Source organism: Mycobacterium kyorinense, assembly GCF_002101735.1.
GTDB classification, from domain to species: domain Bacteria; phylum Actinomycetota; class Actinomycetes; order Mycobacteriales; family Mycobacteriaceae; genus Mycobacterium; species Mycobacterium kyorinense.
The window spans coordinates 1-25,446 of sequence record NZ_LQPE01000172.1; the positions used below are offsets into that span (position 1 = coordinate 1).

Below are 25,446 nucleotides of genomic sequence, written 5' to 3' on the forward strand. Positions count from 1 at the left end.
GGGTTCCAAAGTCCCATAGAGTGACCGGCGTGGCGGGCGACCCGACCCCATTTTCACGCCTGCGAGGCGGCCCCCGGGAAGGGTCAGAGGGCTCGTGGGAAGAAGAGTCAAGCCCGCAGCACCGCGCCCACCCGCTCGGCGGCACATCGCACCGCCTCGTCGCGGGCCGCGCTGGCCTCGTCTTCGGTCAGCGTGCGATCCAGTGCCCGGAACCGCAACGCGAACGTCAGCGACTTGCGGCGCTCCCCGAGCTGCGGGCCCGTGTAGACGTCGAACAGCCGGATGTCCTCCAGCAGCTCCCCGGCGCCGTCGCGGACCGCGTCCATCACCGCCTGGGCCGGCACATCGGCGTCCACTACCAGGCTGACGTCCTGGAACACCGCCGGGAACGGCGAGACCCGCGGCGCCGGCAGCGTCTCGGTGATCGGCACCGCGTCGAGGTTCAACTCCATCGCGCAGGTGCCTTTCGGCAGGCCGGACCGCTCGATCACCGCCGGGTGCAGCTGGCCGGCATGCCCGATGACGGTATCGCCGACGAGGACCTCGGCGCAGCGGCCCGGATGCCACGGCAGGTACCGGGCGGCTCGCAACGCGACCTCGACCCCACTGGCGCGGGCGACGATCCGAACCGCTTCGAACGCGTCGGCGGCTTCCACGGGCCGGCCGGGGCCCCAGGGGCCGCGCGGTTCCCGCAGGCCGGCCAAAACCGCGGCGACGTGCTGAGGCTGACGCGGCAGCGACGCGTCCAAGAGCGCGATCTCGTCGTCGGTGGGACGGCGGTCGACGGGGATGAGCTCGACGGCGCGGGTCTGCTCGGTCGGCTGAACCACCTGCGCAATCGAATAGAGCGCCGCGTCGACGAGGCCGCGAGAGACGTTGCGCGCCAAGGCTTCCAACAGGCCGGGCAGCAACGTGGTGGCCAGGTGCGGGCGGTCGGCCTCCAGCGGGTTGAGCACCTGAGTGGTGTTGCGGCGTGGGTCGTCGGCGGGAAGTCCCCAGGCGTCGAACACGCCGGCGGGCAGGAACGGTGAGGTGAGGATTTCGACGTAGCCGGACAGCGCCAGCGACTTGCCGACGGCGCGTCGGCGCTGCTGCGCAGCGGTCAGTCCCCGGCCCGCCGGCGCCGGCGGCAGCACCGACGGGATGATGTCGAGTCCCTCCAGCCGCAGCACCTCCTCGACCAGATCGGCGGGCTGCAGCAGGTCGGGACGCCAACTCGGCGGCGTGACGGTCAAAATGTCGTCGCCGATCACCGCCGCGCCGATCTGGGTCAGCCGTCGCGCGGTGGTGCCGTCCGGGTATCGAACCCCGGCCGTGCGGTCCGGCAGGTCGGGGGCGATCCGGATGGGCGGCAGCGACCAGTCGTCGCGGGGCGGGTCGCCGCGCCAATCGGTGAGCGTCGGAGACACTGTGCCGCCGGCGATCTCGGCCAGCAGCACCGCGCAGCGGTCCAGCGCGGCGACCGAGATCGCCGGGTCGACCGCGCGCTCATAGCGGCGAGCGGCCTCGCTGGGCAGGTGCAGCCGCCGCTGGGTGCGCGATACCGCGGCGGGATCCCACACCGCGGCCTCGAGCAGCACGTCGGTGGAGTCGTCGCGCATCTCGGTGCTGCCCGAGCCCATCACGCCGCCGATCGCCGCGGTCGCGACCTCGTCGACGATCAGCACATCGGCCGGGTTGAGCCGACGCTCGATGTCGTCGAGGGTGACCACGGTCTCGTCGGGCCGGGCGAACCGCACGTCGAACCCGCCGGTGATCCGTTTGAGGTCGTGGGCGTGCATCGGGTGCCCGAGTTCGAGCATCACGTAGTTGGTCGCGTCGACGGCCGGCGAGATCGCCCGGATGCCGGACAGCAGCAGCCGTCGCTGCAGCCACCAGGGCGACACCGCGGCCGGGTCGATCCCGGTGACCGGCCGCAGCGCGAACCGCTGCACCCCGGTGCCGGGCTGCACGGTCAGCGGCCACGCCTCCCCGTCGGCCGGAAGCGGCGACACCTCGGCGGGGTCTACGAAGTTCAGGTCGTAGGCGCAGGCGATCTCGCGGGCCAGGCCGCGCACCGACATGCAATAGCCGCGGTCGGGGGTGATCGCCAGGTGGAAGACGACGTCGTCGAACCCGAGCACCGCGATGCCGTCGTCTCCCGGCTGAGCGGTGTCCGGCGGCAGCACCAGGATGCCGGAATGGTCTGCGCCCAAACCGAGTTCGGCGGTCGAGCAGATCATTCCGTCGGAGGTGCGGCCGTAGGTCTTGCGCGCGGTGATGGTGAAGTCGCCGGGCAGGACCGCGCCGGGAAGCGCCACCACGACCAGGTCGCCGACCACGAAATTGGTTGCGCCGCAGATGATTTGACGAGGTTTGTCTTCTCCGACGTCGACCAGGCAGGCCCGGATCGGCTTCTTGAACTCGGTGAGCTCCTCGATCTCGGCCACCCGGCCGACGGTCAGCGGGCCGCCGACCGGGCCGAGGGTGATCACCTCTTCGACCTCGTGGCCGATGCGTAGCAGCGTCTGTTCGAGCTCGTCGGCGGGCACATCCCAGTCCGGGGCGCCGCGCGCGACGACTTCTCGCAGCCAGCTGTACGGGACGCGCATCAGGCCCCCACACCGAACGGCAGCGAGAACCGCACGTCGCCTTCGACCATGTCACGCATGTCGGGAATTCCGTTGCGGAACTGCAGGGTGCGTTCCAGGCCCATGCCGAACGCGAAACCCGAATACGCGCCCGCGTCAATGCCGGCCGCGCGCAACACATTCGGGTTCACCATGCCGCAACCGCCCCACTCCACCCAGCCGGCGCCGCCCTTCTTGCCCTCGAACCACACGTCGACCTCGCCCGACGGCTCGGTGAACGGGAAGAAGTGCGGGCGGAACCGGGTACGTGCCGACGGCCCGAACGCGGCACGGGCAAACGCGTCCAGCGTCCCGCGCAGATGCGCCATCGACAGGCCGCGATCCACCGCCAGCCCCTCCACCTGATGGAAGACCGGAGTGTGGGTGGCGTCGAGCTCGTCGGTGCGGAACGCGCGGCCGATCGACAGAACGTAGACCGGGAGCTCGCGTTCGAGCAGCGTGCGCACCTGTACCGGCGAGGTGTGGGTGCGCAGCAGCTGCCGCGAGCCCTCGGGCGCGATGTAGAAGGTGTCCTGTTCGCTGCGGGCCGGGTGATCGGCGGGAAAGTTCAACGCGTCGAAGTTGAACTGCTCGCTCTCGACCTCCGGCCCGTCGGCCAGTTCCCAGCCCATCGCGATGAAGCTGTCGGCGATGCGCTCGGCCAGGATCGTGATCGGGTGGCGCGCGCCGGTCGGCTGCCGGGTTGACGGCAGCGTCACGTCGATGGCCTCGGCGACGAGCACGGCCGCGTCCCGTTCGGCGCGCAGGGCGGCGAGTCGCTCGTCGTAGCTGCGCTGGGCGTCGCCGCGGGCGGCGTTGACGCGCCGCCCGGCGTCCGCGCGGTCGGGCTTGGGCAGGCCGGCCAGCGCTTGGCGGGCCACTGCCAGCGGAGAACGGTCACCGAGGTGCTCGGTTTTGGCGCGTGCCAGCGCGTCGAGATCGGTCGCGGCGGCAAAGGCCTGCCGGGCCGCGTCGACCGCTTCAGTCAACGCTTCCGGCGACAAGGCCCGCTGCTCAGGGGGGTGGTCACCCACGCGGCGACACTCCTTTAAATGGCTACGACACGGGGTGTGACGCAAGGGATGATCATAGGTGATCGACTCGCGGGGACCGCGGCGCGGCGGAAGGGTCAGGCGTTGAGCGCCGGCTGCAGGGCGGGGGCACGCAGCGGCCGGCGCATCCGGCGGTACCGGACAATGCCGTCGGCAACGAGTGCGCCCAGCGCGCCGACGCCCACACCGGCGGTCGCCGACCACACGGTATGGGCCAGCAGCAAAAACCCGAACGCCGCCGCCACGCTCAGCAGCGCATAGCGCACCGGCGTCCACGCAGAGGGAGCCGGTCGCCCGAACCGGGTGGCGACGAGCATGCCCAGCACCAGCGCGACGGCGTGGCCGGCGTCGGTGAACTCCGCGCCGACGGCCGCGGCCGCGACACCGGCCGGAACCCACCAGCCGACCCACACCGGACGCCATCGCGACGGGACGGCGGCGGTCAGCGCGCCGAGCACCGCGACGGCGCCGTAACTCATGCCGACATCGCTGGCGCGGGCGATCGACAACGGCAGCCAGCCCAGCTCGATCGCCGCGGTCAGGCCGGCGGCGACCAGAAGCGTGGCGCCGATGTGCCCGGTGACGAACACCACGGCGGTTCGTCCGCTGTGCCAGATCAGTTCGGCCAGCGCGAGCAGGCACACCAGACCGGGCAGCCACACATAGATGGGACCGGCGTCGGTGACGAATGCGCTGCCGAACAGCGTGCCCAGGTGTCCGTGCGCCAGGTTGTGCACGTTCGTGCTGGCGTTGCGGATGACCTGCTGCTGTACCTGTGGACCGAGAATCAGGAGGGTGATGCTGACCGCTGCCAGGGCTGCTGCGTAACCGACCGTGAGCCGCACCCGGGCAAGCCGGGACAGTATGTCGAAAATCATCGGCATCTACTATGCCTGCGGATCGTCGTCGGATGCGTCGTCGGCACCTGACAAATCCCTGGCAGTTTTTAGTCGGTAGATGGCCAAATCCGGCGGAACCCCGGGGGTTTTGGCGCCGAACATCGGCCGGTGCACCCGCTTGGCGACCACGCCCAGCTCGTCGAGATCGGCCTGGGCCAGCTGGTCGAGGGTGGTGCCGGAGACCATGATGCCGCCCCGGGTGGCGCGTTCCATCACGCGTGCCGCGATGTTGACGTCGACTCCGAGCCAGTCGGAGGCCAGCCGCTGGGGCCGCCCGGTGTGGATGCCGACGCGCATGCGTGGCCGATAGCCGTCCACCTCGAGGGCCTTCACCGCGCGCTGAGCGGCGCAAACGGCGCCCACCGCGACCAAGGGATCGGCGAACACGGCCATGATGCCGTCGCCCATCCGCTTGACGATGTGGCCGCCGGCATCGAGCAGCGGCGGTTCCACGGCCCGGGCCACCCGCCGCAACAGGGTCAGCGTCGCGTCGTCACCGGCCTGCAGGGACCAGGACGAGAACCCCACCAGGTCGGTGAAGACGATCGTCACCTCGGGATTGGCCGGGCGCCGGGACACCGCCTCGGTCAATGCCTGCCATACCTGAAGCGCGCCGAGACCGAACTGGCGAGACGCGCCGTCGCGGTCGAGAAGGCGATCCGCGGCTCGGGCGGCGGCGCGCGGTCCTCCGTCGCCGGCGGTGGACAGCGGGTCGCCGAAGTCGGGATCCCCGGGCAGGACGCGCCGCGCCCGCCGAACCAGGTCGACGACGCCCGGGTTCTGGTTGCGCTCGCGCAGCCACTCCGCCGCCCCGCGGATCGACACGGGGGAACGCTTCTTGGCTACAGACGGTGCCGGCGCGGTCGCCGTTTGCTCGGGCTCGCCGGACTCCGGAGGGGGCCCGAGTTCCACGTGACCCAGGGTAGGTGCTGCCGTGAGCAGCGGGCAACGACCGACGTGGTGGCGTGCGCCACCACGGGCGACGAATTGCCTGATCACACGCGCGCATCGGCGGGGCCGACGCTCGATAACACCGCCCGCGGCGCACCGCCGAAATCATAGACAACATACGTTGTCAGCCTTATCGTGGAGTCATCTGGACCCGGGAGGCCGTGATGACAACGACGTCGATGCCGTCCGCCGAACCCCGGCCCGTCGCAGCCGCGGCACGCAAGCCTGCCGGGGCCGAGCCGCTCGGGCCGGATTCGCTCACCTGGAAGTATTTCGGCGACCTGCGCACCGGAATGATGGGCGTCTGGATCGGCGCGATCCAGAACATGTATCCGGAGCTGGGCGCCGGCGTCGAGGAGCACTCGATCCTGCTGCGCGAACCGCTGCAGCGGGTGGCCCGCTCGGTCTACCCGATCATGGGTGTCGTCTACGACGGTGACCGGGCCGCGCACACCGGGGAGCAGATCAAGCAGTACCACCACACGATCAAAGGCGTCGACGCCGCGGGCCGCCGCTACCACGCGCTGAACCCGGAAACCTTCTACTGGGCGCACGCAACATTCTTCATGCTGGTGATCAAGGTGGCCGAGTACTTCTGCGGCGGGTTGACCGAGGCCGAGAAGCGCCAGTTGTTCGACGAGCATGTGCAGTGGTACCGGATGTACGGCATGAGCATGCGGCCGGTGCCCAAGTCGTGGGAGGAGTTTCAGGAATACTGGGATCGGGTGTGTCGCGAGGAGCTGGAGATCAATCAGGCCACTCTCGACATCTTCAACATCCGGATCCCCAAGCCGAAGTTCGTGCTGATGCCCACGCCGCTGTGGGACCAGTTGTTCAAGCCACTGTCGGCCGGGCAGCGCTGGATCGCGGCCGGGCTGTTCGACCCGCCGGTCCGCGAAAAGGCGGGGATGCGCTGGACACCGGGCGACGAAATCTTGTTGCGATTGTTCGGCAAAGCCGTCGAACTGGCATTCCTGGCTGTTCCCGACGAGATCCGGCTGCATCCGCGCGCGCTGGCCGCCTACCGCCGCGCCGAGGGACGGATTCCCCCCGACGCCCCACTGGTTGAGGCGCCGCGATTCATGGCCCCGCCGCGTGACCGACGCGGCTTGCCGATGCACTATTTTCCGCCCCGGCGAACGATATTCGAGCGTGCCGGATCGTTGGTGCACACCACCTTCTCGCTGGCCGGTCTGCGACCCGCGCGAGGCCGAGGCAAAGCCGCTTGAGTGGGAGCGCGAGCAGACACAAAATCGCCCAATTTAGTTGCAAAATAGGCGATTTTACGTCTGCTCGCCAAGCTACAGCAGCGCCCGTGCGCTTTGGTAGAGGCAAATCGCTGCGGCCGCAGCCACATTGAGGCTTTGCGCGCCCCCGGACATCGGGATGCGCACCCGGTGATCGGCGTGCCCGGCCACCTGCGCCGGCAAGCCATGGGATTCCGCGCCGAACAGCCACGCCGTCGCCTTGGTGAGATCAGCGTCGTCCAGAACCAGCTCACCGTCGAGCGTGGTGGCCAGCACCTGCAGGCCCGCGCCCTGCAGCGCGGCCACGGCAGCGCCGACATCCGGCGCCACGACGACGGGAACCGCGAAAATGCTTCCGGCGGAGGCACGCAGGCACTTGCCGTTGTAGGGGTCGACGCTGTGCCCGGCCAGGACCACCGCCGCGGCACCCATCGCGTCGGCGATACGGATCAAGGTGCCCGCGTTGCCGGGTTCGCTGATGTCGACCGCGACGGCGATCAGCCGGGGCGCATCGGCCAGCACGTCGTGGAGGCTGGGGTTCGGCATCTCACACACCGCGACCAGGCCGGCCGGAGTCACCGTGTCGGACAACGCCTTTGCCGCGCGGTCAGTCACCAGGTGCACCGGGGCGTGCTGGCCCTCGAGCAGGCCGCCGTACCGCTGCGCCGCCGATTCGGTGACGAACAAATCCCGGACCAGCCCGCGTCGGGACGCCGCTTCGACAAGGTGGGCGCCTTCCACCAGAAACCGCCCGGCCCGGCGCCGGGCGACGTGTCGGTGCAGCTTGACCGCTGCGACCACCCGGGCCGAGCGTTCAGTCAGCACCGCGGGTTAGGCGGCTTCTCCAGAGGGAGCGTTGACGTCGTCGGGCAGCGCGGCACGGGCGACGTCGACCAGCGCGGTGAACGCGGCAGGGTCGCTGACCGCGATCTCGGCGAGGTTCTTGCGGTCCACCTCGACACCGGCGGCCTTGAGGCCCTGGATCAGCCGGTTGTAGGTGATGTCGTTGGCGCGGGCCGCCGCATTGATCCGCGAGATCCACAGCTTGCGGAACTCGCCCTTGCGCGCACGCCGGTCGCGGAATGCGTAATTCAGTGAATGGAGTTGCTGCTCTTTGGCTTTGCGGTAGAGCCGAGAGCGCTGGCCGCGATAGCCTCGCGAGGCCTTCAGGACGGTGCGCCGCTTCTTTTGGGCGTTGACTGCCCGCTTCACGCGTGCCATGGGATGTTCCTATCGTCGGGTGGTGGTGCCGGTCAGCCGTTCAGCATCTTGTTGACGCGCTTGGTGTCGTTGGCTGACACCGCGGTGCGCCCCTCCAGCCGGCGGGTGCGCGTGGTCGGCTTGTGCTCCAGCAAGTGCCTGCGATTCGCCTTCTGGCGCACGATCTTTCCGGTTCCGGTGCGCCGGAATCGCTTCGAGGCCCCGCTGTGGGTCTTGGCCTTGGGCATGTGTCCTCAGTTCTGCTGTCTTCTGGTGTTTACGTTTCGGTGTCGCCGTTGTGTGCCGGCGCGGGCGTGGGGCTGCCGGCCTGTTGCGCCGCCCGGGCGCGAGTCTTCGCGCCGCGGTGCGGTGCCAGCACCATCGTCATGTTGCGTCCGTCCTGCTTGGCTGACGTCTCGACGAATCCGTAGTCGGCGACGTCGGCGCCCAGGCGCTGCAGCAGTCGATAGCCCAACTCGGGCCGTGACTGCTCGCGTCCGCGGAACATGATGGTCACCTTGACCTTCGACCCCGCCTCCAGGAAGCGGATCACGTGACCCTTCTTGGTCTCGTAGTCGTGGTCGTCGATCTTGGGTCGCAGCTTTTGTTCCTTGACGACGGTCTGCTGCTGGTTTTTGCGAGACTCGCGCGCCTTCTGCGCCGCCTCGTATTTGAACTTGCCGTAGTCCATGATCTTGCAGACCGGTGGCCTGGCATTCGGGGCAACTTCGACAAGGTCGAGGTCGGCGTCCGCGGCGACGCGGAGTGCATCTTCGATACGCACGATGCCTACCTGCTCCCCTCCCGGGCCGATCAAGCGGACTTCAGGTACGCGGATGCGTTCGTTGACGCGGGTCTCAGTGCTGATGGGGCCTCCTGGGTTCGTTGTTGGCGGTCGCGGCCGACCCGTGTCGGAGATCCAGCGGGCGGAAATACCACGCCATCAGCAAAAAAGCCCTGCGTAAGCAGGGCCCAGTGCCGACCGGTCGCGGCCCGTCGTAGGCCGAGCCGCCTGCGTTAGCCGCAGAACCGGCACCCTAAGGTGCCGGTGACCGGACCGTTGCGCCTTGTCTGGCCAACGGTGGGAGTGGGACTCCACTTGCTGTCCCTGGCATTCGCCGGGACGGTCGCGACGCCCAGTCTAGCAGTGCCGATGCCTCAACCCGACATGCGCGGCTTGCTGCACAGGCGATCCCCGGGTCAGCGAATATCCTCGCGGTCTGTGACACTCACCACGAGTCGGCCAACGTCGCGCTATCACTGGGTACCCGCCGCCGCCGGCTGGACCGTCGGCGTCATCTCGACCCTGTCGCTGCTGGCCAGCGTGTCGCCGTTGGTGCGGTGGATCATCCGGGCGCCCCGCGAGTTCATCAACGACTACCTGTTCAACTTCCCCGACACCAGCTTCTCCTGGTCGTTCGTGCTGGCGCTGCTGGCCGCCGCGCTGACCGCACGCAAACGAATCGCGTGGTGGCTGTTGGTGCTCAACCTGGTGCTCGCCGCCGGGTGGAACATCGGCGACCTGACGACGCCGGACAAGACCGTGGTGGAGACCGTCGGGGAGAACATCGGCCTTGCCGTGCACCTGGCCGCGATCGTCCTGCTGGTATTGGCCTACCGGGAGTTTTGGGCCAAGGTGCGCCGCGGCGCGCTGGTCAAGGCGGCGGCGACACTGCTCGCCGGGTGGGCGGTCGGGATTGCGCTGGCCTGGGGTCTGGTCGAACTGTTTCCCGGATCGCTCAAACGCGACGACCGGTTGTTCTACGTGGTCGACCGCGTCGTCGGATTCGCGCTGGCCGGTCAGGGTTCGTTCACGGGAAGGCCCCACATCTTTCTCAACGACCTGTTCGGGTTGTTCGGCGGTCTGGCGCTCATCGTGGCGGCGATCGTGCTCTTCCGGTCCCAGCGCGCAGAGAACGCGCTGACGGGAGAAGACGAGTCGGCCATCCGCGGGCTGCTCGAGTTCTGGGGAAAGAACGATTCGCTGGGCTACTTCGCGACCCGCCGGGACAAGTCGGTGATCTTCGCGCCCAATGGCCGCGCGGCGATCACCTACCGGGTCGAGGTCGGCGTCTGCCTGGCCAGCGGCGACCCGGTGGGTGACCCGCGGGCGTGGCCCCAAGTCATCGACGCGTGGCTGCAACTGTGCCAGACCTACGGCTGGGCACCCGGCGTCATGGGCGCCAGTTCCCAAGCGGCCAAAGCATTTCGGGAGGCCGGCCTCAACGCCCTGGAGCTGGGCGACGAGGCGATCCTGCACACCGCCGACTTCAAACTGTCCGGCCCCGACATGCGCGGCGTGCGCCAAGCGGTGACCCGGGCGCGCCGGGCGGGGCTGGCGGTGCGCATCCGCCGGCACCGCGACATCTCCACCGACGAGATGGCAGCGCTGATCAAGTGCGCGGACGCCTGGCGGGACACCGAAACCGAGCGCGGCTTCTCGATGGCGCTGGGTCGGCTCGGCGACCCCGCCGACGGTGACTGCCTGCTGGTCGAGGCGCTGGGCCAGGACAACCGGGTGGTGGCGATGCTGTCGCTGGTGCCGTGGGGACAGAACGGGGTTTCGCTCGATTTGATGCGGCGTTCCCCCCAGTCGCCGAACGGCACCATCGAACTGATGGTCAGCGAACTCGCATTGAACGCCGAACACCTTGGCATCAGCCGTATTTCACTGAATTTCGCGATGTTCCGCTCGGCGTTCGAGCAGGGCGCTCAGCTCGGCGCCGGTCCGGTGGCACGGTTGTGGCGCGGCCTGCTGGTGTTCTTCTCGCGCTGGTGGCAGTTGGAGACGCTGTACCGCTCGAACATGAAGTACCAACCCGAGTGGCTACCCCGCTACGCCTGCTACGAAGACGCCCGGCTGATTCCGCGGGTCGGGGTGGCTTCGGTGATCGCCGAAGGCTTCCTGGTGCTGCCGTTTTCGCGGCGCAACGAGCAGCACACCGGCCACCACCCGTCCGTGCCCCCGGTTTTGGTGGAGACCGGGCTGCTGCACCACGACGGCTCGACCCCGGACGTTTCCAGCCTGCGCAAGGTCGAGCCGCCGGACGTCGACACACCCCGTCGGCGACTGCCCGAACAGATGCGAGTCCGCCTTGCCAAGCTGAAGAAGTTGCAGGACAGCGGTATTGACGCCTACCCGGTGGGGCATCCGCCCACCCATACGATCGCCCAGGCGTTGGACGTCGAGGACCAGACCACGGTGTCGGTGTCCGGACGGGTGCTGCGGATCCGCGACTTCGGCGGCGTGCTGTTCGCGGTGTTGCGGGACTGGTCGGCCGAAATGCAGCTGCTGCTTGACAACTCGGTCCTCGAGCAAGGCCGCGCCGCGGACTTCACCAAAGCGATCGACCTCGGCGACCTGATCGAGGTGACCGGACAGATGGGATTCTCCAAGACCGGGACCCGGTCGCTGATCGTGCTGCGCTGGCGATTGACCGGAAAGTGTCTGCGTCCCCTGCCCAACAAGTGGACCGGCCTGGCCGACCCGGAGGCGCGGGTGCGCAGCCGCTACGTCGACCTGGCGATCAACGCGGACTCCCGCGAGCTGATAACGGCCCGCAGCAAAGTACTACGGGCGATCCGGGAGACGTTGACCGCCAAGGGTTTTCTCGAAGTCGAAACACCGATCCTGCAGCAGGTCCACGGCGGCGCCACCGCCCGCCCGTTCGTCACCCACATCAACACCTACGACCTGGATCTGTACCTGCGGATTGCGCCGGAGCTGTACCTGAAGCGGCTGTGTGTCGGCGGTGTGGAGCGAGTCTTCGAACTGGGCCGCGCGTTTCGTAACGAGGGCGTCGACTTCAGCCACAACCCGGAGTTCACCCTGCTGGAGGCCTACCAGGCGCACGCCGACTACCTGACGTGGGTGGACGGTTGCCGTGAGCTGATCCAGGCCGCCGCCGAAGCCGCCAACGGTTCGCCGGTGGTGATGCGGCCGCGGTCCGACGGCGGCCTGGAAGCGGTCGACATCTCCGGCGAGTGGCCGGTCAAGACGGTGCACGAGGCGGTGTCCGAGGCGCTCGGCGAGCACGTCGACACCGGCACCGAACTGGCCAAGCTGCGCAAGCTGTCCGACGCCGCCGGAATCCCCTACCTGCCCCGGTGGGATGCCGGCGCGGTGGTGCTGGAGCTCTACGAGCACCTGGTCGAGGCGAAAACCGGCCGACCGACTTTCTACACCGACTTTCCGACCTCGGTGTCGCCGTTGACCCGACCGCACCGCCACAAGGCCGGTGTCGCCGAACGCTGGGACCTGGTGGCCTGGGGCATCGAGCTGGGCACCGCCTACAGCGAGTTGACCGACCCGGTGGAGCAGCGGCGCCGCTTGCAAGAGCAGTCCCTGCTGGCCGCCGGCGGCGACCCGGAAGCCATGGAGCTCGACGAGGACTTCCTGCAGGCGATGGAATACGCGATGCCGCCGACCGGCGGGCTGGGCATGGGTGTGGACCGCGTCGTCATGCTCATCACGGGCCGCAGCATCCGCGAGACGCTGCCCTTCCCACTGGCAAAGCCGCGTTAACCGCGTGTACCGGCCGCGTTTCACAGCTAGCAATCAGAAACGCCGGTCAGGATGAGTCACAATGGTTTCTGTGACGCCTTCGACGACGACCGTCGCCGCTCCACTGTTGGTGGGTCATCACACCTCGTTGATGCACGGCTGGGTTCCGCTCGCGGTGCAGGCCGCCGCCGCGGTCGCGCTGGTGTTGGCCGTCGGGTGGCGGTCGCGTCGCTGGCGGCTGGTGTGGCTGCCGGTGGCCGCCGCCGTGGGTGTCGCGGTGACGTGCTGGGCGTACTGGTACATCGCCGACGACGGTCTGGCCGGCGAGCCTGCGCCGCACACGCTGTGGATGTGGATCGCGCTGACCGGCGCGGCCGGCGCGGTGCTGACGCTGGGCTGGCGAAGCGCACGCTGGTGGCATCGCGTCGCATCGGTGACGGCGGTGCCGCTGTGCCTGCTGAGTTCGGCGCTGGCGCTCAACGGCTGGGTCGGCTATTTCCCGACAGTGCAGACGGCGTGGAACCAGCTCACCGCCGGTCCGTTGCCCGATCAGACCGACGCGGCGGCCGTTACGGCGATGGCCGCCAAGGGCGCCCAGCCGCCGCGCGGCAGCGTGGTGCCGGTAACGATCCCCGCCGACGCGTCGCACTTCAAGCACCGCGGCGAGCTGGTGTATCTGCCGCCGGCATGGTTCGCCGATCCGCGGCCGGCGCTGCCGACGGTGATGATGATCGGCGGCGAGTTCAACACCCCCGCCGACTGGCTGCGCGCCGGCAACGCGGTAAAGACCGTCGACGACTTCGCCGCCGCGCACGGCGGCAACGCGCCGGTGCTGGTGTTCGTGGACTCAGGCGGCGCGTTCAACAACGACACCGAATGCGTCAACGGCGCCCGGGGTAATGCCGCCGATCACTTGACCAAAGACGTTGTGCCGTTCATGGTTTCTCGTTTCGGCGCCAGCCCTGACCGCTCGAAATGGGGTATCGTGGGCTGGTCGATGGGCGGCACCTGCGCGGTGGACCTGACCGTGATGCACCCCGACATGTTCAGCGCGTTCGTCGACATCGCCGGCGATCTGGGCCCCAACTCGGGAACCAAGGCGCAGACAATCGCGCGGCTGTTCGGCGGGGATGCGGCGGCCTGGGCGGCATTCGACCCGACTCAGGTGATCACCAAACACGGCCGCTACACCGGGGTTTCGGGTTGGTTCGCGGTCAACTCCACACCGCATCGAGCGGTCACGGTGGCAGGTACCGGCGCCACCGCGGTGGACGACCGGTCCGCCAATCCCAATAGCACCGCGGCGGCCGCCGAATCGCTGTGCACGCTCGGGCTGGCCCACGGCATCGACTGCGCAGTGATCGCCCAGCCGGGCAAACACGACTGGCCGTTCGCCGGTCGGGTGTTCACCGCGGCGCTGCCTTGGCTGGCCGGCCAGCTGGGCACGCCCGAGGTGCCGCGGATTGCGTTGCAGGCGGAGCCCACTCCGCTGCCCGCGAACAGGTAACCCCGCCCGATGCCGGCGATTGCACGCGTTCGCCGCGCGATATTCGCGCGGCACTGCAATCCGTGGAGTGCGTGGACGCGCTGGGCCAGTACCCCGCTGGTGCTGGTGCCGGTGTGGACGCGACGGTGGAGCCACGCGGCGGTAATCGCTCTGTGGCTGGCGATCAACCCGGTTGCCTTCGGCAAGCCCGCCGACCACGACAATTGGGCCACCCGCGCGATGCTCGGCGAAGAAGCGTGGATTACCAACCGGCCCAAGGACTCCGCCGCCGCGGTCAGCGCCGTGACGTCCGTCGCTGCCGTCCTCGCGCTGGCGGCGGCACGCCGACGTCAGCTCGCCCTGGCCGCCGTCGCCACCGCGGTGCAGATGGCGATGACGCTGGTGTACTGGCAGCAGATGACCCGCTACCTGGACCGCGCGGGTACCGTGTAACCATGCCCGACGAGCCAGATACCGGATACGACGATTCCGGCGTGCCGACGTTCGAGTCGGTTCGCGAGAAGATCGAGACGCGGTACGGAACCTCGTTGGGCGCCGCTGAATTGGCCTCCGAAACATCGGAGGGTCGCAATGTCGAGGAGCAATACCGGGCGCGTCAAGAGGCGGCAGCTGAGCGGCTGACCGAGATCCGCGAATCGATGCGCCAGGACGACCGCTGAGAGGATTCGGCGTTGCCGAGCGGCGAAACCGCTTGGCGCGCAGACATCTCCTATCGACGCAGAGTGGTGAATCCGTAGCGGGAGTCACCGCACAGCTGTTGGGTCTTCATGCCACCGACCCGGCCACGCCGTATCTTTCGCTGTGGGCGCGCATGGCGGGCTTTCTCACCAGCGACCTGGATACCGAGCTGTACCAGAAGCGTTCTGTGGTCAAGCATCTGGCGATGCGCCGCACACTGTGGGTAGTCACTGCAGAAGACCTGGCGATCATTCAGCCCGCGGCCAGCGATCGGGTCGCGGCCAACGAGCGTCGTCGGCTCGTCGCCGATGCGCAAAAGGCCGGGGTCGCCGAGGACGGCGAGCGCTGGCTCGATGCGGCCTGCACGGCGGTGCTGCGGCACCTGGGCGAGCACGGGCCGGCCAGCGGCAGCGACCTGCGGGCCGCTCTACCCGAACTTGCCGGAACCTGGGACCCGGCGCCCGGAAAGCGTTGGGGTGGGCCGGTTCCGCTTGCCCCGCGGGTGCTGACCGTACTGTCGGTTCGCGGCGATATCGTGCGCGGCCCGAACGGCGGGACATGGACCACGTCACGCCCGCGGTGGGTGACCGCGGCCGATTGGCTCACACGGCCTGTCGAGCCGCGGCCCGCCGACGACGCGCGCGCCGAACTGACCCGCCGATGGCTGCACGCGTTTGGGCCCGCGACCGTCGACGACATCAAGTGGTGGTTCGGCACCACGTTGACCGCGGTGCGTACGGCGCTGGCCGAAATCGGCGCGGTGGCAGTTGATCTGCACGGCGTTCCCGGCTTCGCGCTGGCCGACGACCTCGATCCCGAACCGGACACCGAGCCGTGGTGCGCGCTGCTGCCCGGATTGGACCTGACCACGATGGGCTGGTTTCAGCGCGACTGGTATCTCGGCGAGCACCGCGGGCAGGTCTTCGACCGCAACGGCAACGCCGGCCCGACCGCGTGGTGGAACGGCCGCGTGGTGGGCGGCTGGTCTCAGGACGCCGACGGCCGGGTTCAGCTGCAGCTTCTGGAGGATCCCGGCCGTGACGGGCGCCGCGCACTGACGAAACGCGCCGTCGAGCTCACCGCCTGGCTGGACGGCGTGCGGATCGCCCCGCGCTTCCCGTCGCCGTTGTCGAAGGCTAAGCGCTGACCCGGCGTCGGCCGGACTTGCGGGGCGGTGTGGCCGGGACCCCGAGCGTTTCGGCCAGGAACTTTCCGGTGTAGCTCTCCGGGACCGCGGCGACGTCCTCGGGCGTGCCCTCGGCGACGACGGTGCCGCCCTCCGCGCCGCCCTCGGGTCCCATGTCGACGATCCAGTCCGACGTCTTGATCACGTCGAGGTTGTGCTCGATGACGATCACCGTATTGCCTTTGTCGACAAGGCCATTGAGCACGTTCAGCAACTTGCGGATGTCGTCGAAATGCAAACCGGTGGTCGGCTCGTCGAGGATGTACACCGTGCGCCCGGTGGAACGCTTCTGCAGTTCGGAGGCCAGCTTCACCCGCTGCGCCTCACCGCCGGACAGCGTCGGCGCCGGCTGACCCAGCCGCACATACCCCAAACCGACGTCGACCAGCGTGCGCAGATAGCGGTGGATGCCGGTGATCGGCTCGAAGAACTCCGCCGCCTCTTCGATCGACATGTCCAGCACTTCGGAGATGGTCTTGCCCTTGTAGTGCACCTCGAGGGTTTCCCGGTTGTAGCGGGCGCCGTGACACACCTCGCACGGCACGTATACGTCGGGCAGGAAGTTCATCTCGATCTTGATGGTGCCGTCACCCGAACACGCTTCGCAGCGACCACCTTTGACGTTGAACGAGAACCGGCCAGGTTGGTAGCCCCGCACCTTGGCCTCCGTGGTGGCCGCGAACAGCGTGCGGATCTTGTCGAACACCCCGGTGTAGGTGGCCGGGTTGGACCGCGGGGTGCGCCCGATCGGCGACTGGTCGACACGCACCAGCTTGTCGACGTGGTCGAGCCCGGTCACCCGGGTGTGCCGCCCGGGCACCTGCCGGGCGCCGTTGAGCTTGTTGGCCAGCACCGCGGCCAGGATGTCGTTGACCAACGTCGACTTACCGGAGCCGGACACCCCGGTCACCGAGGTCAGCACCCCGAGCGGAAACGCGACGTCGATCTCGCGCAGGTTGTGCTCCCGCGCGCCGACCACCGTCAACCGTCGGCGCTTGTCGATCGGCCGCCGGATCGCCGGTGTCTCAATGCTTTCCGCGCCCGACAGGTAGGCGCCGGTGATCGAGTTCTTGTTGCGCAGCAGCTCGTCGTAGGTACCGCTGTGCACGATCTGCCCGCCGTGCTCGCCGGCGGCCGGCCCGATGTCGACGATCCAGTCGGCATGCGCGATGGTGTCCTGGTCGTGCTCGACGACGATCAGGGTGTTGCCCAAATCCCTTAAGCGGGTGAGGGTTTCGATGAGGCGACGGTTGTCGCGCTGGTGCAGGCCGATCGACGGCTCGTCGAGCACATAGAGAACACCGACCAGCCCGGAGCCGATCTGGGTGGCCAACCGGATGCGTTGCGCCTCACCGCCGGACAGCGTGGCCGCGGCCCGCGACAGCGACAGGTACTCCAGCCCGACGTCGAGCAGAAAGCCCAGCCGCGACTGGATCTCCTTGAGCACCTGGCCGGCGATGGCCTGTTCGCGCGGGCCCAGCGTCAGCTCCCGCAGAAAATCCGCACAGTCCGAGATGGACAGCTCGCAGACCTCCGCGATCGACTTCTTGCCGCGCTCCCCCGCCGCCAGCGTCACTGCAAGGATTTCCGGCTTGAGCCGTGTTCCGTCGCATTCCGGACACGGCACGTCGCGCATGAAGCCCTCGTAGCGCTCCTTCATCATCTCGGACTCGGTCTGGTCCATCTTGCGCTGCAGGAACGCCAGCACGCCTTCGAAGTCGGCGTAGTAGGAGCGGGTGCGTCCGTACCGGTTGCGGTAGCGCACGTGCACCTGCTCGTCGCAGCCTTCCAGAATCGCCTTGCGCGCCTTGGCCGGCAGTTTGCGCCACGGGGTGTCGACGTCGAAGCCCATCGACTCGCCGAGGCCGGCCATCATCCGGGTGAAGTACTCGGCGGTGTGGCCCATCGACCACGGCGCCACCGCGCCTTCGGCCAGGGTGAGTTCCGGGTCGGGCACCACCAGGTCGGGGTCGACCTCTTTGCGGATGCCCAGCCCGCTGCACTCCGGGCAGGCGCCGTAGGGCGAGTTGAACGAAAACGACCGCGGCTCAAGGTCATCCACGGCCAGCGAATGCCCGTTGGGGCACGCCAGCTTCTCGGAGAAGCGCTGCTCGCGGTTGTGTGCGTCGTGCTCGTGGTCGACGAACTCCAGCACCACGATGCCGTCGGCCAGATTCAGCGCGGTCTCGACCGAATCGGTGAGCCGCTGCTTGGCGCTGGCCTTGACCGTGAGCCGGTCGACCACGACTTCGATGTCGTGCTTCTCCTGTTTCTTCAGCTTGGGCGGATCGGTCAGCGGGTGCACGACGCCGTCGACCCGGACCCGGCTGTAGCCCTGGCTGTTGAGCTTCTCGAACAGGTCGACGAACTCGCCCTTGCGGGTGCGCACCACCGGCGCGAGCACCTGGAAACGGGTGCCCTCCGGCATGGCCAGCACCTGGTCGACGATTTGCTGCGGGGTCTGGCGGGCGATCCGGTGCCCGCAGACCGGGCAGTGCGGGGTTCCGGCACGCGCGTACAGCAGTCGCAGGTAGTCGTAGACCTCGGTGATGGTGCCGACGGTCGACCGCGGGTTGCGGTTGGTCGACTTCTGGTCGATCGACACCGCCGGGGACAGGCCCTCGATGAAGTCGACGTCGGGCTTGTCCATCTGGCCCAGGAATTGGCGGGCGTACGCCGACAGCGACTCCACGTAGCGCCGCTGCCCTTCGGCGAAGATGGTGTCGAACGCCAGCGAAGACTTTCCCGAGCCGGACAGGCCGGTGAAGACGATCAACGCATCGCGCGGCAAATCGAGATCAACGCTGCGCAGGTTGTGCTCGCGCGCACCCTTGACGATCAGCCGGTCAGCCACCGGGTTCCTTTCCAGTCATCGCTTCCCCATGCTATGTGGCCGCACCGACAGCAGTACCGTGGCGGCTATGACAGTCCTCGACGACAACTACACCGGGCACGTGGAGCCGGGCACTGCGGCACGTCGCACGCTGCCGGGCGCGACCATCGTGAAGGCGTCGGTCGGCCCGATGGACAACAACGCGTACCTGGTGACGTGTTCCCAAACCGGCGAAACCCTGCTGATCGACGCCGCCAACGACGCCGACGTCCTGATCGACCTGGTGCGCCGCCACGCGCCCAAGGTGTCGCTGATTGTCACCAGCCACCAGCACTTCGACCACTGGCAGGCGCTGGAAGCCCTGGCCGAAGCCACCGGCGCGCCGACCGCCGCGCACGAGATCGACGCCGACGCGCTGCCCGTCAAGCCGGACCGGCTGCTCAATGGCGGCGACACCATACAAATCGGCAACTTGACGTTCGACGTCATCCACCTGCGGGGCCACACGCCGGGGTCGGTCGCGCTGGCCCTCGACGGCGCCGGCGACGCCACCCAGTTGTTCACCGGCGACTGCCTGTTCCCGGGCGGAGTCGGAAAGACCTGGCAGCCCGGCGATTTCGAGCAGCTGCTCGACGACGTCACCACCAGGGTGTTCGACGCGTACGACGATTCGACCGTCGTCTATCCCGGCCACGGCGACGACACCACGCTCGGCGCCGAACGACCTCACCTCGGCGAGTGGAAGACGCGCGGCTGGTAATCAACCGCGCGAAACGCGGTGCAGCGCCTAAGCTTAAGCGCGATGAGGGTGGGCATCGACTTCGGCACAACGCACACGGTCGCGGCGGTCGTCGACCGCGGCAACTATCCCGTGGCATCGTTCGACGGGTCGGACACCTGGCCTTCATTGATCGCCGCCCACGCGGACGGCGAGCTGCGCTTCGGCTTGGACGCCGCCGCGGTGCGCCACCAGCCCGGCTGGTCGGTACTGCGTTCGTTCAAGCGGCTGCTGGGCGACGCCGGGCCGCGCACCACCGTGGAGCTGGCCGGGCGCTGCTACCGGCTCGCTGACCTGTTCGCCGGCTTTCTCGCCCAGCTGAAAACCGATCTGGAGCAACGCTCCAACGTCGACCTGGCGCCCGGCGAACGGATCGAGGCAGCCGTCAGCGTGCCGGCCAACGCCTCGAGCGCCCAGCGCTTCTTGACCCTGGACGCGTTTGCGCAGGCGGGCTTCGAGGTGATCGCGCTGCTCAACGAGCCGTCCGCGGCAGGCTTCGAGTACGCCCACCGCTACCGCTCGACGATCACCGCGCGGCGGGAGTACGTGCTGATCTACGACCTGGGCGGCGGAACCTTCGACGCGTCGCTGCTGAAGATGACCGGGCGGCTCAACGAGGTGGTCACCAGCGAGGGCATCCAGCGGCTCGGAGGCGACGACTTCGACGAGGCCATCCTCACGCTGGTCCGCGACGGCGCCGGCCTTGGCCCGCTGGACGCCGCCGCCCGGGACCTGCTGCTCGAGGAGTGCACCGGCCGCAAGGAGGCCGTCGGCCCGAACACCCGCCGCTTCCTGGTCGACCTCGACGCGGTCGGCAAGCCGCCGTTCTCGTGCCCCATCGACGACGTCTACGCGGCCTGCGCGCCGCTGGTCGAGAAGACGATGACTTCCCTGTCGCACGTGCTGGAGAACATCGACTGGTCGGAGGTGGCCGGAATTTATGTGGTGGGCGGCGCGGGCAGCTTCCCGCTGGTCGCCCGAAAGCTGCGGGCGGCGTTCGACGAGAAACGCGTCAAACGCTCACCGCACCCGTTCGCCGCGACCGCGATCGGCCTCGCCGCGTTCCTCGACAAAGAAGCGGGATTCGCGCTGTCCGACCGTCTTTCGCGACATTTCGGCGTGTTTCGTGAGGCGCACGCCGGCGAAGATGTCAGCTTCGACCCGATCGTGTCGAAGGGCGTCCAGCTGCCCACCGACGGTCAGCCTCCGCTCGTCGTCACCCGCAGCTACCGCGCGGCGCACAACATCGGGCACTTCCGCTTCGTGGAGTGCAGCCGGCTGCGCGACGGCCACCCCGACGGCGACGTCACGCCCTACGACCCGGTCTTCTTCCCCTTCGACCCCGAGTTGAACGACGAACCCGACCTGTGGCGCCGGCCGGTCAGTCGGCGCGACGACGGGCCCGACGTCGAGGAGCGCTACGTCGTCACTCCCGGGGGAGCCGTCGAGGTCACCCTCGCGACCCGGCCGACCGGGTTAACGCGGACCTTCGAGCTGACGCGCCACGCGCTCGCGAGTCCGTGACGGGCACATGACATGAGGCGCGGCGACAACCAGGCGAGCGACGTCCGCGGCCGTCAGCGCCAGCATTGGCAGACCACTTATGCGGCCCATCCGGCCATGTACGGCACGGCACCGAGCGACCCCGCCCAGTACGCCATCGGGCTGTTCGGCCGCGGCGGTGTGGTGGATCTTTTGGAGCTGGGAGCGGGGCAAGGACGCGACACCGTCTGGTTTCTGCACGCCGGGCTGACGGTTACAGCGCTCGACTACGCCGAGGGCGCGCTTCGCGAACTCCGTCATGTCGCCGAGGCGAACCGGGTCGGGGCGAAATTGACGACAATTGTCCACGACGTTCGCCAACCGCTGCCACTGTCTGATCGCAGCGTCGACGGCGTGTACAGCCACATGCTCTTCAACATGGCGCTGAGCACCGCCGAGCTCGTCGATCTCGCCGGCGAAGTGCATCGGGTGCTACGTCCCGGCGGGCTGCTGGTCTACACCGTGCGACATACCCGCGATGCGCACTACCGTGCCGGAATTTCCCACGGCGACAACATGTTTGAGAACGGCGGGTTCATCGTCCACTTCTTCGACCGGTCCCTCGTCGACAGGCTTGCGGCGGGATTCACCATGCTTGACTTCGCCGAATTCGAGGAGGGCGAATTACCCCGCCGGCTGTGGCGAGTCACTCTGCGGCGCGACCAGGGCCGGTGAGCTCAACACGCCGGCGTCTACCCGGCTGGGCGGCGGCGATGGTTGTCGGCGCGTTGCCGACGCTCGCCTTCCCGGCGCCGTCCTGGTGGTGGCTGGCCTGGTTCGCGCTGGTGCCGCTGCTGCTGGTCGTGCGAGCCGCGCCGACGGCGGTCGACGGCGCCGTGCGGGCATGGTGTGGCCTGGTCGGCTATGTGCTGAGCACCCAATACTGGCTGCTGCCCACCAGCGGCCCCGCGCTGGTGCTGATGGCCGACGGAATCGGCGCGTTGTGGCTGCCGTGGGGGTGGGCCGCGCATCGGCTGCTGTCGCGATCGCCACCGGCCGCGATGCTGGTCCTGCCCAGCGCGTGGGTAGCGGCGGAGGCGGTGCGGTCACTGCCGAGTCTGGGTGGTCCGTGGGCTGCACTGGGCGTCTCGCAGTGGAACCAGCCCGCGACGGCGGCGTCGGCCGCGGTGGGCGGCATGTGGCTGACAAGTTTGCTGATCGTCGCGGTCAATACCGCGATCGCCGGCCTGATTCTGCACCGGCGTCGTGCGGTCCCGCTGGCGGTGGCCGTGGTGTGCGCGGGATTCGGGCCCGCGTGGTTTGCGTTGGGACCGGCACCAGTGGCGGGTGCGACGGCGCGGGTGGCGCTGGTGCAGCCAGGTGTTATCGACGACGCCGCGGCCCGCCAGGCTGCCTCTGAAGGGCTCACCGCGACGCTGGCGGGCCAGCACCCGGACCTCGTGGTGTGGGGTGAGAGCAGCGTGGGATCCGATCCGGCCGGCCACCCGGAGGTCGCGCGGCGGCTGACCGAGTTGTCCCGGCGGGTCGGCGCCTACCTGCTGGTCAACGTCGACGCGCCCGCTCCGGGCGGCGGGGTCTACAAGTCGTCGGTGCTGGTCGGGCCGACCGGATTACTGGGTTTTTACCGCAAGACCCGGCTGGTGCCGTTCGGGGAATACGTGCCGCTGCGGCCGCTGCTCGGCTGGATCACCCGCCACACCAAGGCCGCCGGCGAGGACCGGCGTCGCGGCGACGGGCCGGTGGTGCTGCACGCCGGCACTCTCGCACTCGGGCCGTTGATCAGTTTCGAAGCGGTCTTCCCCGACCTGCCGCGCCGCGAGGTCCAGCTTGGCGCCGAGCTGCTCGTGTATCAGACCTCGACGTCGACGTTCCAGGGAAGCTGGGCCCAGCCGCAGCTGGCCAGCGTGGTCGCGATGCGAGCCGCCGAAGTCGGGCACGCGGCGGTGCACGTCGGATTGTCGGGTGACAGCGCGGTTTTCGATCCGCGCGGCCGAAAGCTTGCCTGGTGTTCGTCGAGCTATCGCGGCGCGATCGTCGTCGATGTTCCGCTCGGATCGAACCCCACCCCGTACCAACGGCTGGGTAATTGGGTTCCGGTGTTGGCCTTCGCGGTACTCGCGGGCGCCGGCGTCGTCGCTATCGTGCGGTCGCGCGGCTCACGGGGTGGTGTGCACGATCAACACGTCGACCTTGGCCCGGCGTGAGACGTTGGCAGGCACCGATCCCAGGAGCCGGCCGGCGATGGTGCTCAAGCCGACGTTCCCGACCACCAGCAGGTCGGCGTTGACTTCTTCGGCGAGGCCGACCAGCGCGTCGACCGGGGCGCCGACGACCGACCGTTCCTCGATGTTCTTGGCGCCCGCGGCGTGAGCCCGGTCTTTGGCCTCGCGCAGGATCGCATAGATCGGGGCGCTGCCCGACACCTTGTAGCTTTCGTCCTTCAAGACGTCGGCGGCCCGCGGGTCCTCATGCTGGGGCAGGTACGCCGTCGCGATGATCAGCTTCGCGTCCGCCCCGGCGATGTTGCCTGCCCGGTCGACCGCGCGCAGCGATGAGTCCGAGCCGTCGGTTCCCACCACCACGGTCTTATAGGCGCTCATTTACCCTCCCAGGTGTCGGTTGCTACGCCAACCCAAGACAGTATCGCTTTGCCGGATTCCAGGGTTGGATTTGCGACACACCACACGGGCGGCGCCAGCCGGTATGGCGCAGCCCGCGACTGGCGCTGCGGCGGATGCCGCAGTCGTCGGACACTCGATGTGTCTGGGATACCCTGCCTATCAGGGCATTTCAGTCGACGGTGCGGCCGCCGGCCGGCGGAATGGTTGACGAGCCCCACTATTGGTAATGAGGTTCACCACAGGAGCCCTACAGTCAAAGGCATTATGGCTGCCCCGATAGTCGACGAGCTCGCGGCCGCGGTCGCCCCGAGCGGTCCATGCCCGCCGCCCCGTGGCAGGGTCCTCGACCCGTTGCTGATTGCGGTGCTGGCGGCCGTTCTCAGCGGCGCAGCGGCCAGTCGGCCGTCGTTGTGGTTCGACGAGGGGGCCACGATCTCGGCGTCGGCGAGCCGGTCGTTGTCCCAGCTGTGGCGGCTGCTGGGACATATCGACGCCGTGCACGGCCTGTATTACCTGCTGATGCACGGCTGGTTCGCGGTGTTTCCGCCGACGGAATTCTGGTCGCGGGTGCCGAGCGCACTGGCCGTCGGCGCCGCGGCTGCGGGCGTGGTCGTCTTCGCCAGGCAGTTCTCGCCCCGCCGCACCGCGGTGTGCGCGGGCATCGTGTTCGCCATCTTGCCGCGGGTGACGTGGGCCGGTATCGAAGCTCGCCCCTACGCGCTGGAAGCGACTGCCGCCGTGTGGCTCACGGTCTTGTTCGTGGTGTCGGTGCGCCGCAACCGGCCGTGGCTGTGGCTGCTCTACATGCTGGCGCTGATGTTATCGATTTTGTTGAGCATCAACCTGTCACTGCTGGTGTTGGTCTACGCCGCGGCGCAGCCGCTGCTCGCGCGCGGGAAGCCGGCCGTCATCTGGTGGGCGGCCACCTCGTTCGTCGCGCTGGCACTCATGGCGCCGTTCATGGTGTTCGCCCACAGCCAGGTTTGGCAGGTCAAGTGGATCACGACACTGAAGCGGAACCTGTTCCTCGACGTCGTGCATCGTCAGTATTTCGACCACAGCGTCCCGTTCGCGATTCTCGCGGGCGTGGTAGTGCTGGCGGCGGTCGCGGCTCGGCTGGCCGGCCGTGCGGCTCCGGCGGGCGATATGCGCCGCCTGCTGCTGATCTGCGTCGCCTGGATCGTCCTGCCTACGGGCGTGATTCTGATCTATTCGGCGTTCGGCGAACCGATCTACTACCCGCGGTACCTGATCCTCACCGCGCCGGCTGCTGCTGTCATGCTGGCGGTCTGCATCGTCACGATCGCCCGTGGGCCGTGGGCGATGGCCGCCGTGCTGATCCTGTTCGCGGCGGCCGCGTTCCCGAATTACCTTTTCACCCAACGCGGTCCGTATGCGAAAGAAGGGTGGGACTACAGTCAGGTGGCCGACGTCATCAGCGCTCACGCGTCGCCCGGTGACTGCCTGCTGGTCGACAACACCGTGCGCTGGTTGCCCGGCCCGATCCGCGCCTTGCTGGCGACCCGGCCGGCGGCCTTCGCGCCGTTGGCCGACGTGGAACGCGGCGCCTACGGACCCGATCACGGCACGCTGTGGGACGGCCACGTCGCGGTATGGCTGGTGTTGCCCCGGTTGGACAAATGCACCACGGTGTGGACGATTTCGAGTCGTGACAAGACGCTGCCCGACCACCAGAGCGGCAGTTCCCTGGCGCCCGGGCCGCTGTTGGGACATGCGCCGGCCTATCAGTTCGCCGGCGAACTCGGGTTCCACATCGTCGAACGCTGGCAATTCCATTACTCCCAGGTGACCAAATCCGTTCGGGGCGCGGCGATCGCAAGCGCGGCGGAGCCGGGCGCGGCGGGTCGCCGCCATTGA

Annotated in this window: 21 protein-coding genes; 11 read left to right on the top strand and 10 right to left on the bottom strand. The window is 68.7% G+C overall.

Annotation, left to right across the window (positions count from 1 at the left end; translation table 11 throughout):
* Positions 1-107 precede the first annotated feature (107 nt).
* The 4 genes from pheT to AWC14_RS25925 form a co-directional block, all read right to left on the bottom strand.
* The gene (pheT, locus tag AWC14_RS25910) at positions 108-2,591 is read right to left on the bottom strand and encodes a phenylalanine--tRNA ligase subunit beta (protein ID WP_045383196.1); all 2,484 of its coding nucleotides are present in this window, start codon (positions 2,589-2,591) and stop codon (positions 108-110) included.
* The gene (gene pheS, locus AWC14_RS25915) at positions 2,591-3,643 is read right to left on the bottom strand and encodes a phenylalanine--tRNA ligase subunit alpha (protein WP_045383198.1); all 1,053 of its coding nucleotides are present in this window, start codon (positions 3,641-3,643) and stop codon (positions 2,591-2,593) included. The genes pheT and pheS overlap by 1 nt, the downstream gene beginning before the upstream one ends.
* Before the next feature lie 95 nt (positions 3,644-3,738).
* Positions 3,739-4,539, bottom strand: coding sequence for a rhomboid-like protein (locus AWC14_RS25920; RefSeq protein ID WP_045383319.1), 801 nt, complete (start codon positions 4,537-4,539; stop codon positions 3,739-3,741).
* Positions 4,540-4,548: 9 nt separating this feature from the next.
* A complete protein-coding gene (locus AWC14_RS25925) occupies positions 4,549-5,472 on the bottom strand; it encodes an adenylate/guanylate cyclase domain-containing protein (RefSeq protein WP_081968276.1) in 924 nt (307 codons plus the stop codon).
* A 218-nt stretch (positions 5,473-5,690) separates the two neighbouring features.
* Between AWC14_RS25925 and AWC14_RS25930 the strand changes: the two genes are divergently transcribed.
* Complete coding sequence (locus AWC14_RS25930; protein ID WP_045383324.1) at positions 5,691-6,740, top strand: oxygenase MpaB family protein; 1,050 nt, start codon at positions 5,691-5,693, stop codon at positions 6,738-6,740.
* Positions 6,741-6,812: 72 nt separating this feature from the next.
* On the opposite strand, the gene AWC14_RS25935 is transcribed toward AWC14_RS25930, so the two are convergent.
* From AWC14_RS25935 to infC, 4 genes are read right to left on the bottom strand one after another with little or no spacing between them, the layout of a single operon-like run.
* Positions 6,813-7,583, bottom strand: a complete 771-nt coding sequence (locus AWC14_RS25935; protein ID WP_045383201.1) for a TrmH family RNA methyltransferase — start codon at positions 7,581-7,583, stop codon at positions 6,813-6,815.
* 6 nt (positions 7,584-7,589) lie between these two features.
* Complete coding sequence (rplT, locus tag AWC14_RS25940) at positions 7,590-7,979, bottom strand: 50S ribosomal protein L20 (RefSeq protein WP_045383204.1); 390 nt, start codon at positions 7,977-7,979, stop codon at positions 7,590-7,592.
* A gap of 32 nt (positions 7,980-8,011) precedes the next feature.
* Entirely contained in the window at positions 8,012-8,206 is a 195-nt protein-coding gene (gene rpmI, locus AWC14_RS25945; RefSeq protein WP_045383206.1) for a 50S ribosomal protein L35, read from the bottom strand.
* Between the two features lie 29 nt (positions 8,207-8,235).
* Positions 8,236-8,826 (bottom strand): translation initiation factor IF-3, encoded by a 591-nt coding sequence (gene infC / locus AWC14_RS25950; RefSeq protein WP_139799606.1) that lies wholly within the window; start codon positions 8,824-8,826, stop codon positions 8,236-8,238.
* A gap of 354 nt (positions 8,827-9,180) precedes the next feature.
* Between infC and lysX the strand changes: the two genes are divergently transcribed.
* From lysX to AWC14_RS25975, 5 genes are all read left to right on the top strand, one after another.
* Positions 9,181-12,483, top strand: a complete 3,303-nt coding sequence (gene lysX / locus AWC14_RS25955; RefSeq protein WP_045383210.1) for a bifunctional lysylphosphatidylglycerol synthetase/lysine--tRNA ligase LysX — start codon at positions 9,181-9,183, stop codon at positions 12,481-12,483.
* Between the two features lie 61 nt (positions 12,484-12,544).
* A complete protein-coding gene (locus tag AWC14_RS25960; protein ID WP_142281847.1) occupies positions 12,545-13,969 on the top strand; it encodes an alpha/beta hydrolase in 1,425 nt (474 codons plus the stop codon).
* Positions 13,970-13,978: 9 nt separating this feature from the next.
* Positions 13,979-14,401, top strand: coding sequence for a DUF6653 family protein (locus AWC14_RS25965; RefSeq protein ID WP_045383212.1), 423 nt, complete (start codon positions 13,979-13,981; stop codon positions 14,399-14,401).
* Between the two features lie 2 nt (positions 14,402-14,403).
* Entirely contained in the window at positions 14,404-14,628 is a 225-nt protein-coding gene (locus AWC14_RS25970) for a hypothetical protein (protein ID WP_045383214.1), read from the top strand.
* On the top strand, positions 14,625-15,794 hold the full coding sequence (locus AWC14_RS25975; protein ID WP_045383216.1) for a winged helix DNA-binding domain-containing protein: 1,170 nt from the start codon (positions 14,625-14,627) through the stop codon (positions 15,792-15,794). The genes AWC14_RS25970 and AWC14_RS25975 overlap by 4 nt, the downstream gene beginning before the upstream one ends.
* On the opposite strand, the gene uvrA is transcribed toward AWC14_RS25975, so the two are convergent.
* Complete coding sequence (uvrA, locus tag AWC14_RS25980; RefSeq protein ID WP_045383218.1) at positions 15,784-18,687, bottom strand: excinuclease ABC subunit UvrA; 2,904 nt, start codon at positions 18,685-18,687, stop codon at positions 15,784-15,786. The genes AWC14_RS25975 and uvrA overlap by 11 nt on opposite strands.
* 67 nt (positions 18,688-18,754) lie before the next feature.
* On the opposite strand from uvrA, the gene AWC14_RS25985 reads away from it, so the two are divergent.
* The 4 genes from AWC14_RS25985 to lnt are packed head-to-tail and all read left to right on the top strand — an operon-like array spanning position 18,755 to position 23,151.
* Positions 18,755-19,426 (top strand): MBL fold metallo-hydrolase, encoded by a 672-nt coding sequence (locus tag AWC14_RS25985; RefSeq protein WP_045383219.1) that lies wholly within the window; start codon positions 18,755-18,757, stop codon positions 19,424-19,426.
* A 42-nt stretch (positions 19,427-19,468) separates the two neighbouring features.
* Positions 19,469-20,968 carry an Hsp70 family protein gene (locus AWC14_RS25990; protein WP_045383221.1) on the top strand — a complete coding sequence of 500 codons (1,500 nt, stop codon included), beginning with the start codon at positions 19,469-19,471 and terminating at the stop codon, positions 20,966-20,968.
* Between the two features lie 12 nt (positions 20,969-20,980).
* The gene (locus tag AWC14_RS25995; RefSeq protein ID WP_045383223.1) at positions 20,981-21,661 is read left to right on the top strand and encodes a class I SAM-dependent methyltransferase; all 681 of its coding nucleotides are present in this window, start codon (positions 20,981-20,983) and stop codon (positions 21,659-21,661) included.
* A gap of 38 nt (positions 21,662-21,699) precedes the next feature.
* Positions 21,700-23,151, top strand: coding sequence for an apolipoprotein N-acyltransferase (gene lnt, locus AWC14_RS26000; RefSeq protein ID WP_045383225.1), 1,452 nt, complete (start codon positions 21,700-21,702; stop codon positions 23,149-23,151).
* On the opposite strand, the gene AWC14_RS26005 is transcribed toward lnt, so the two are convergent.
* Positions 23,104-23,547, bottom strand: coding sequence for a universal stress protein (locus AWC14_RS26005; protein WP_045383227.1), 444 nt, complete (start codon positions 23,545-23,547; stop codon positions 23,104-23,106). The two genes, lnt and AWC14_RS26005, sit on opposite strands and share 48 nt — an antisense overlap.
* A 285-nt stretch (positions 23,548-23,832) precedes the next feature.
* Here AWC14_RS26005 and AWC14_RS26010 point away from each other — a divergent pair, with 285 nt between their 5' ends.
* Positions 23,833-25,446 carry a mannosyltransferase gene (locus AWC14_RS26010; protein WP_045383230.1) on the top strand — a complete coding sequence of 538 codons (1,614 nt, stop codon included), beginning with the start codon at positions 23,833-23,835 and terminating at the stop codon, positions 25,444-25,446.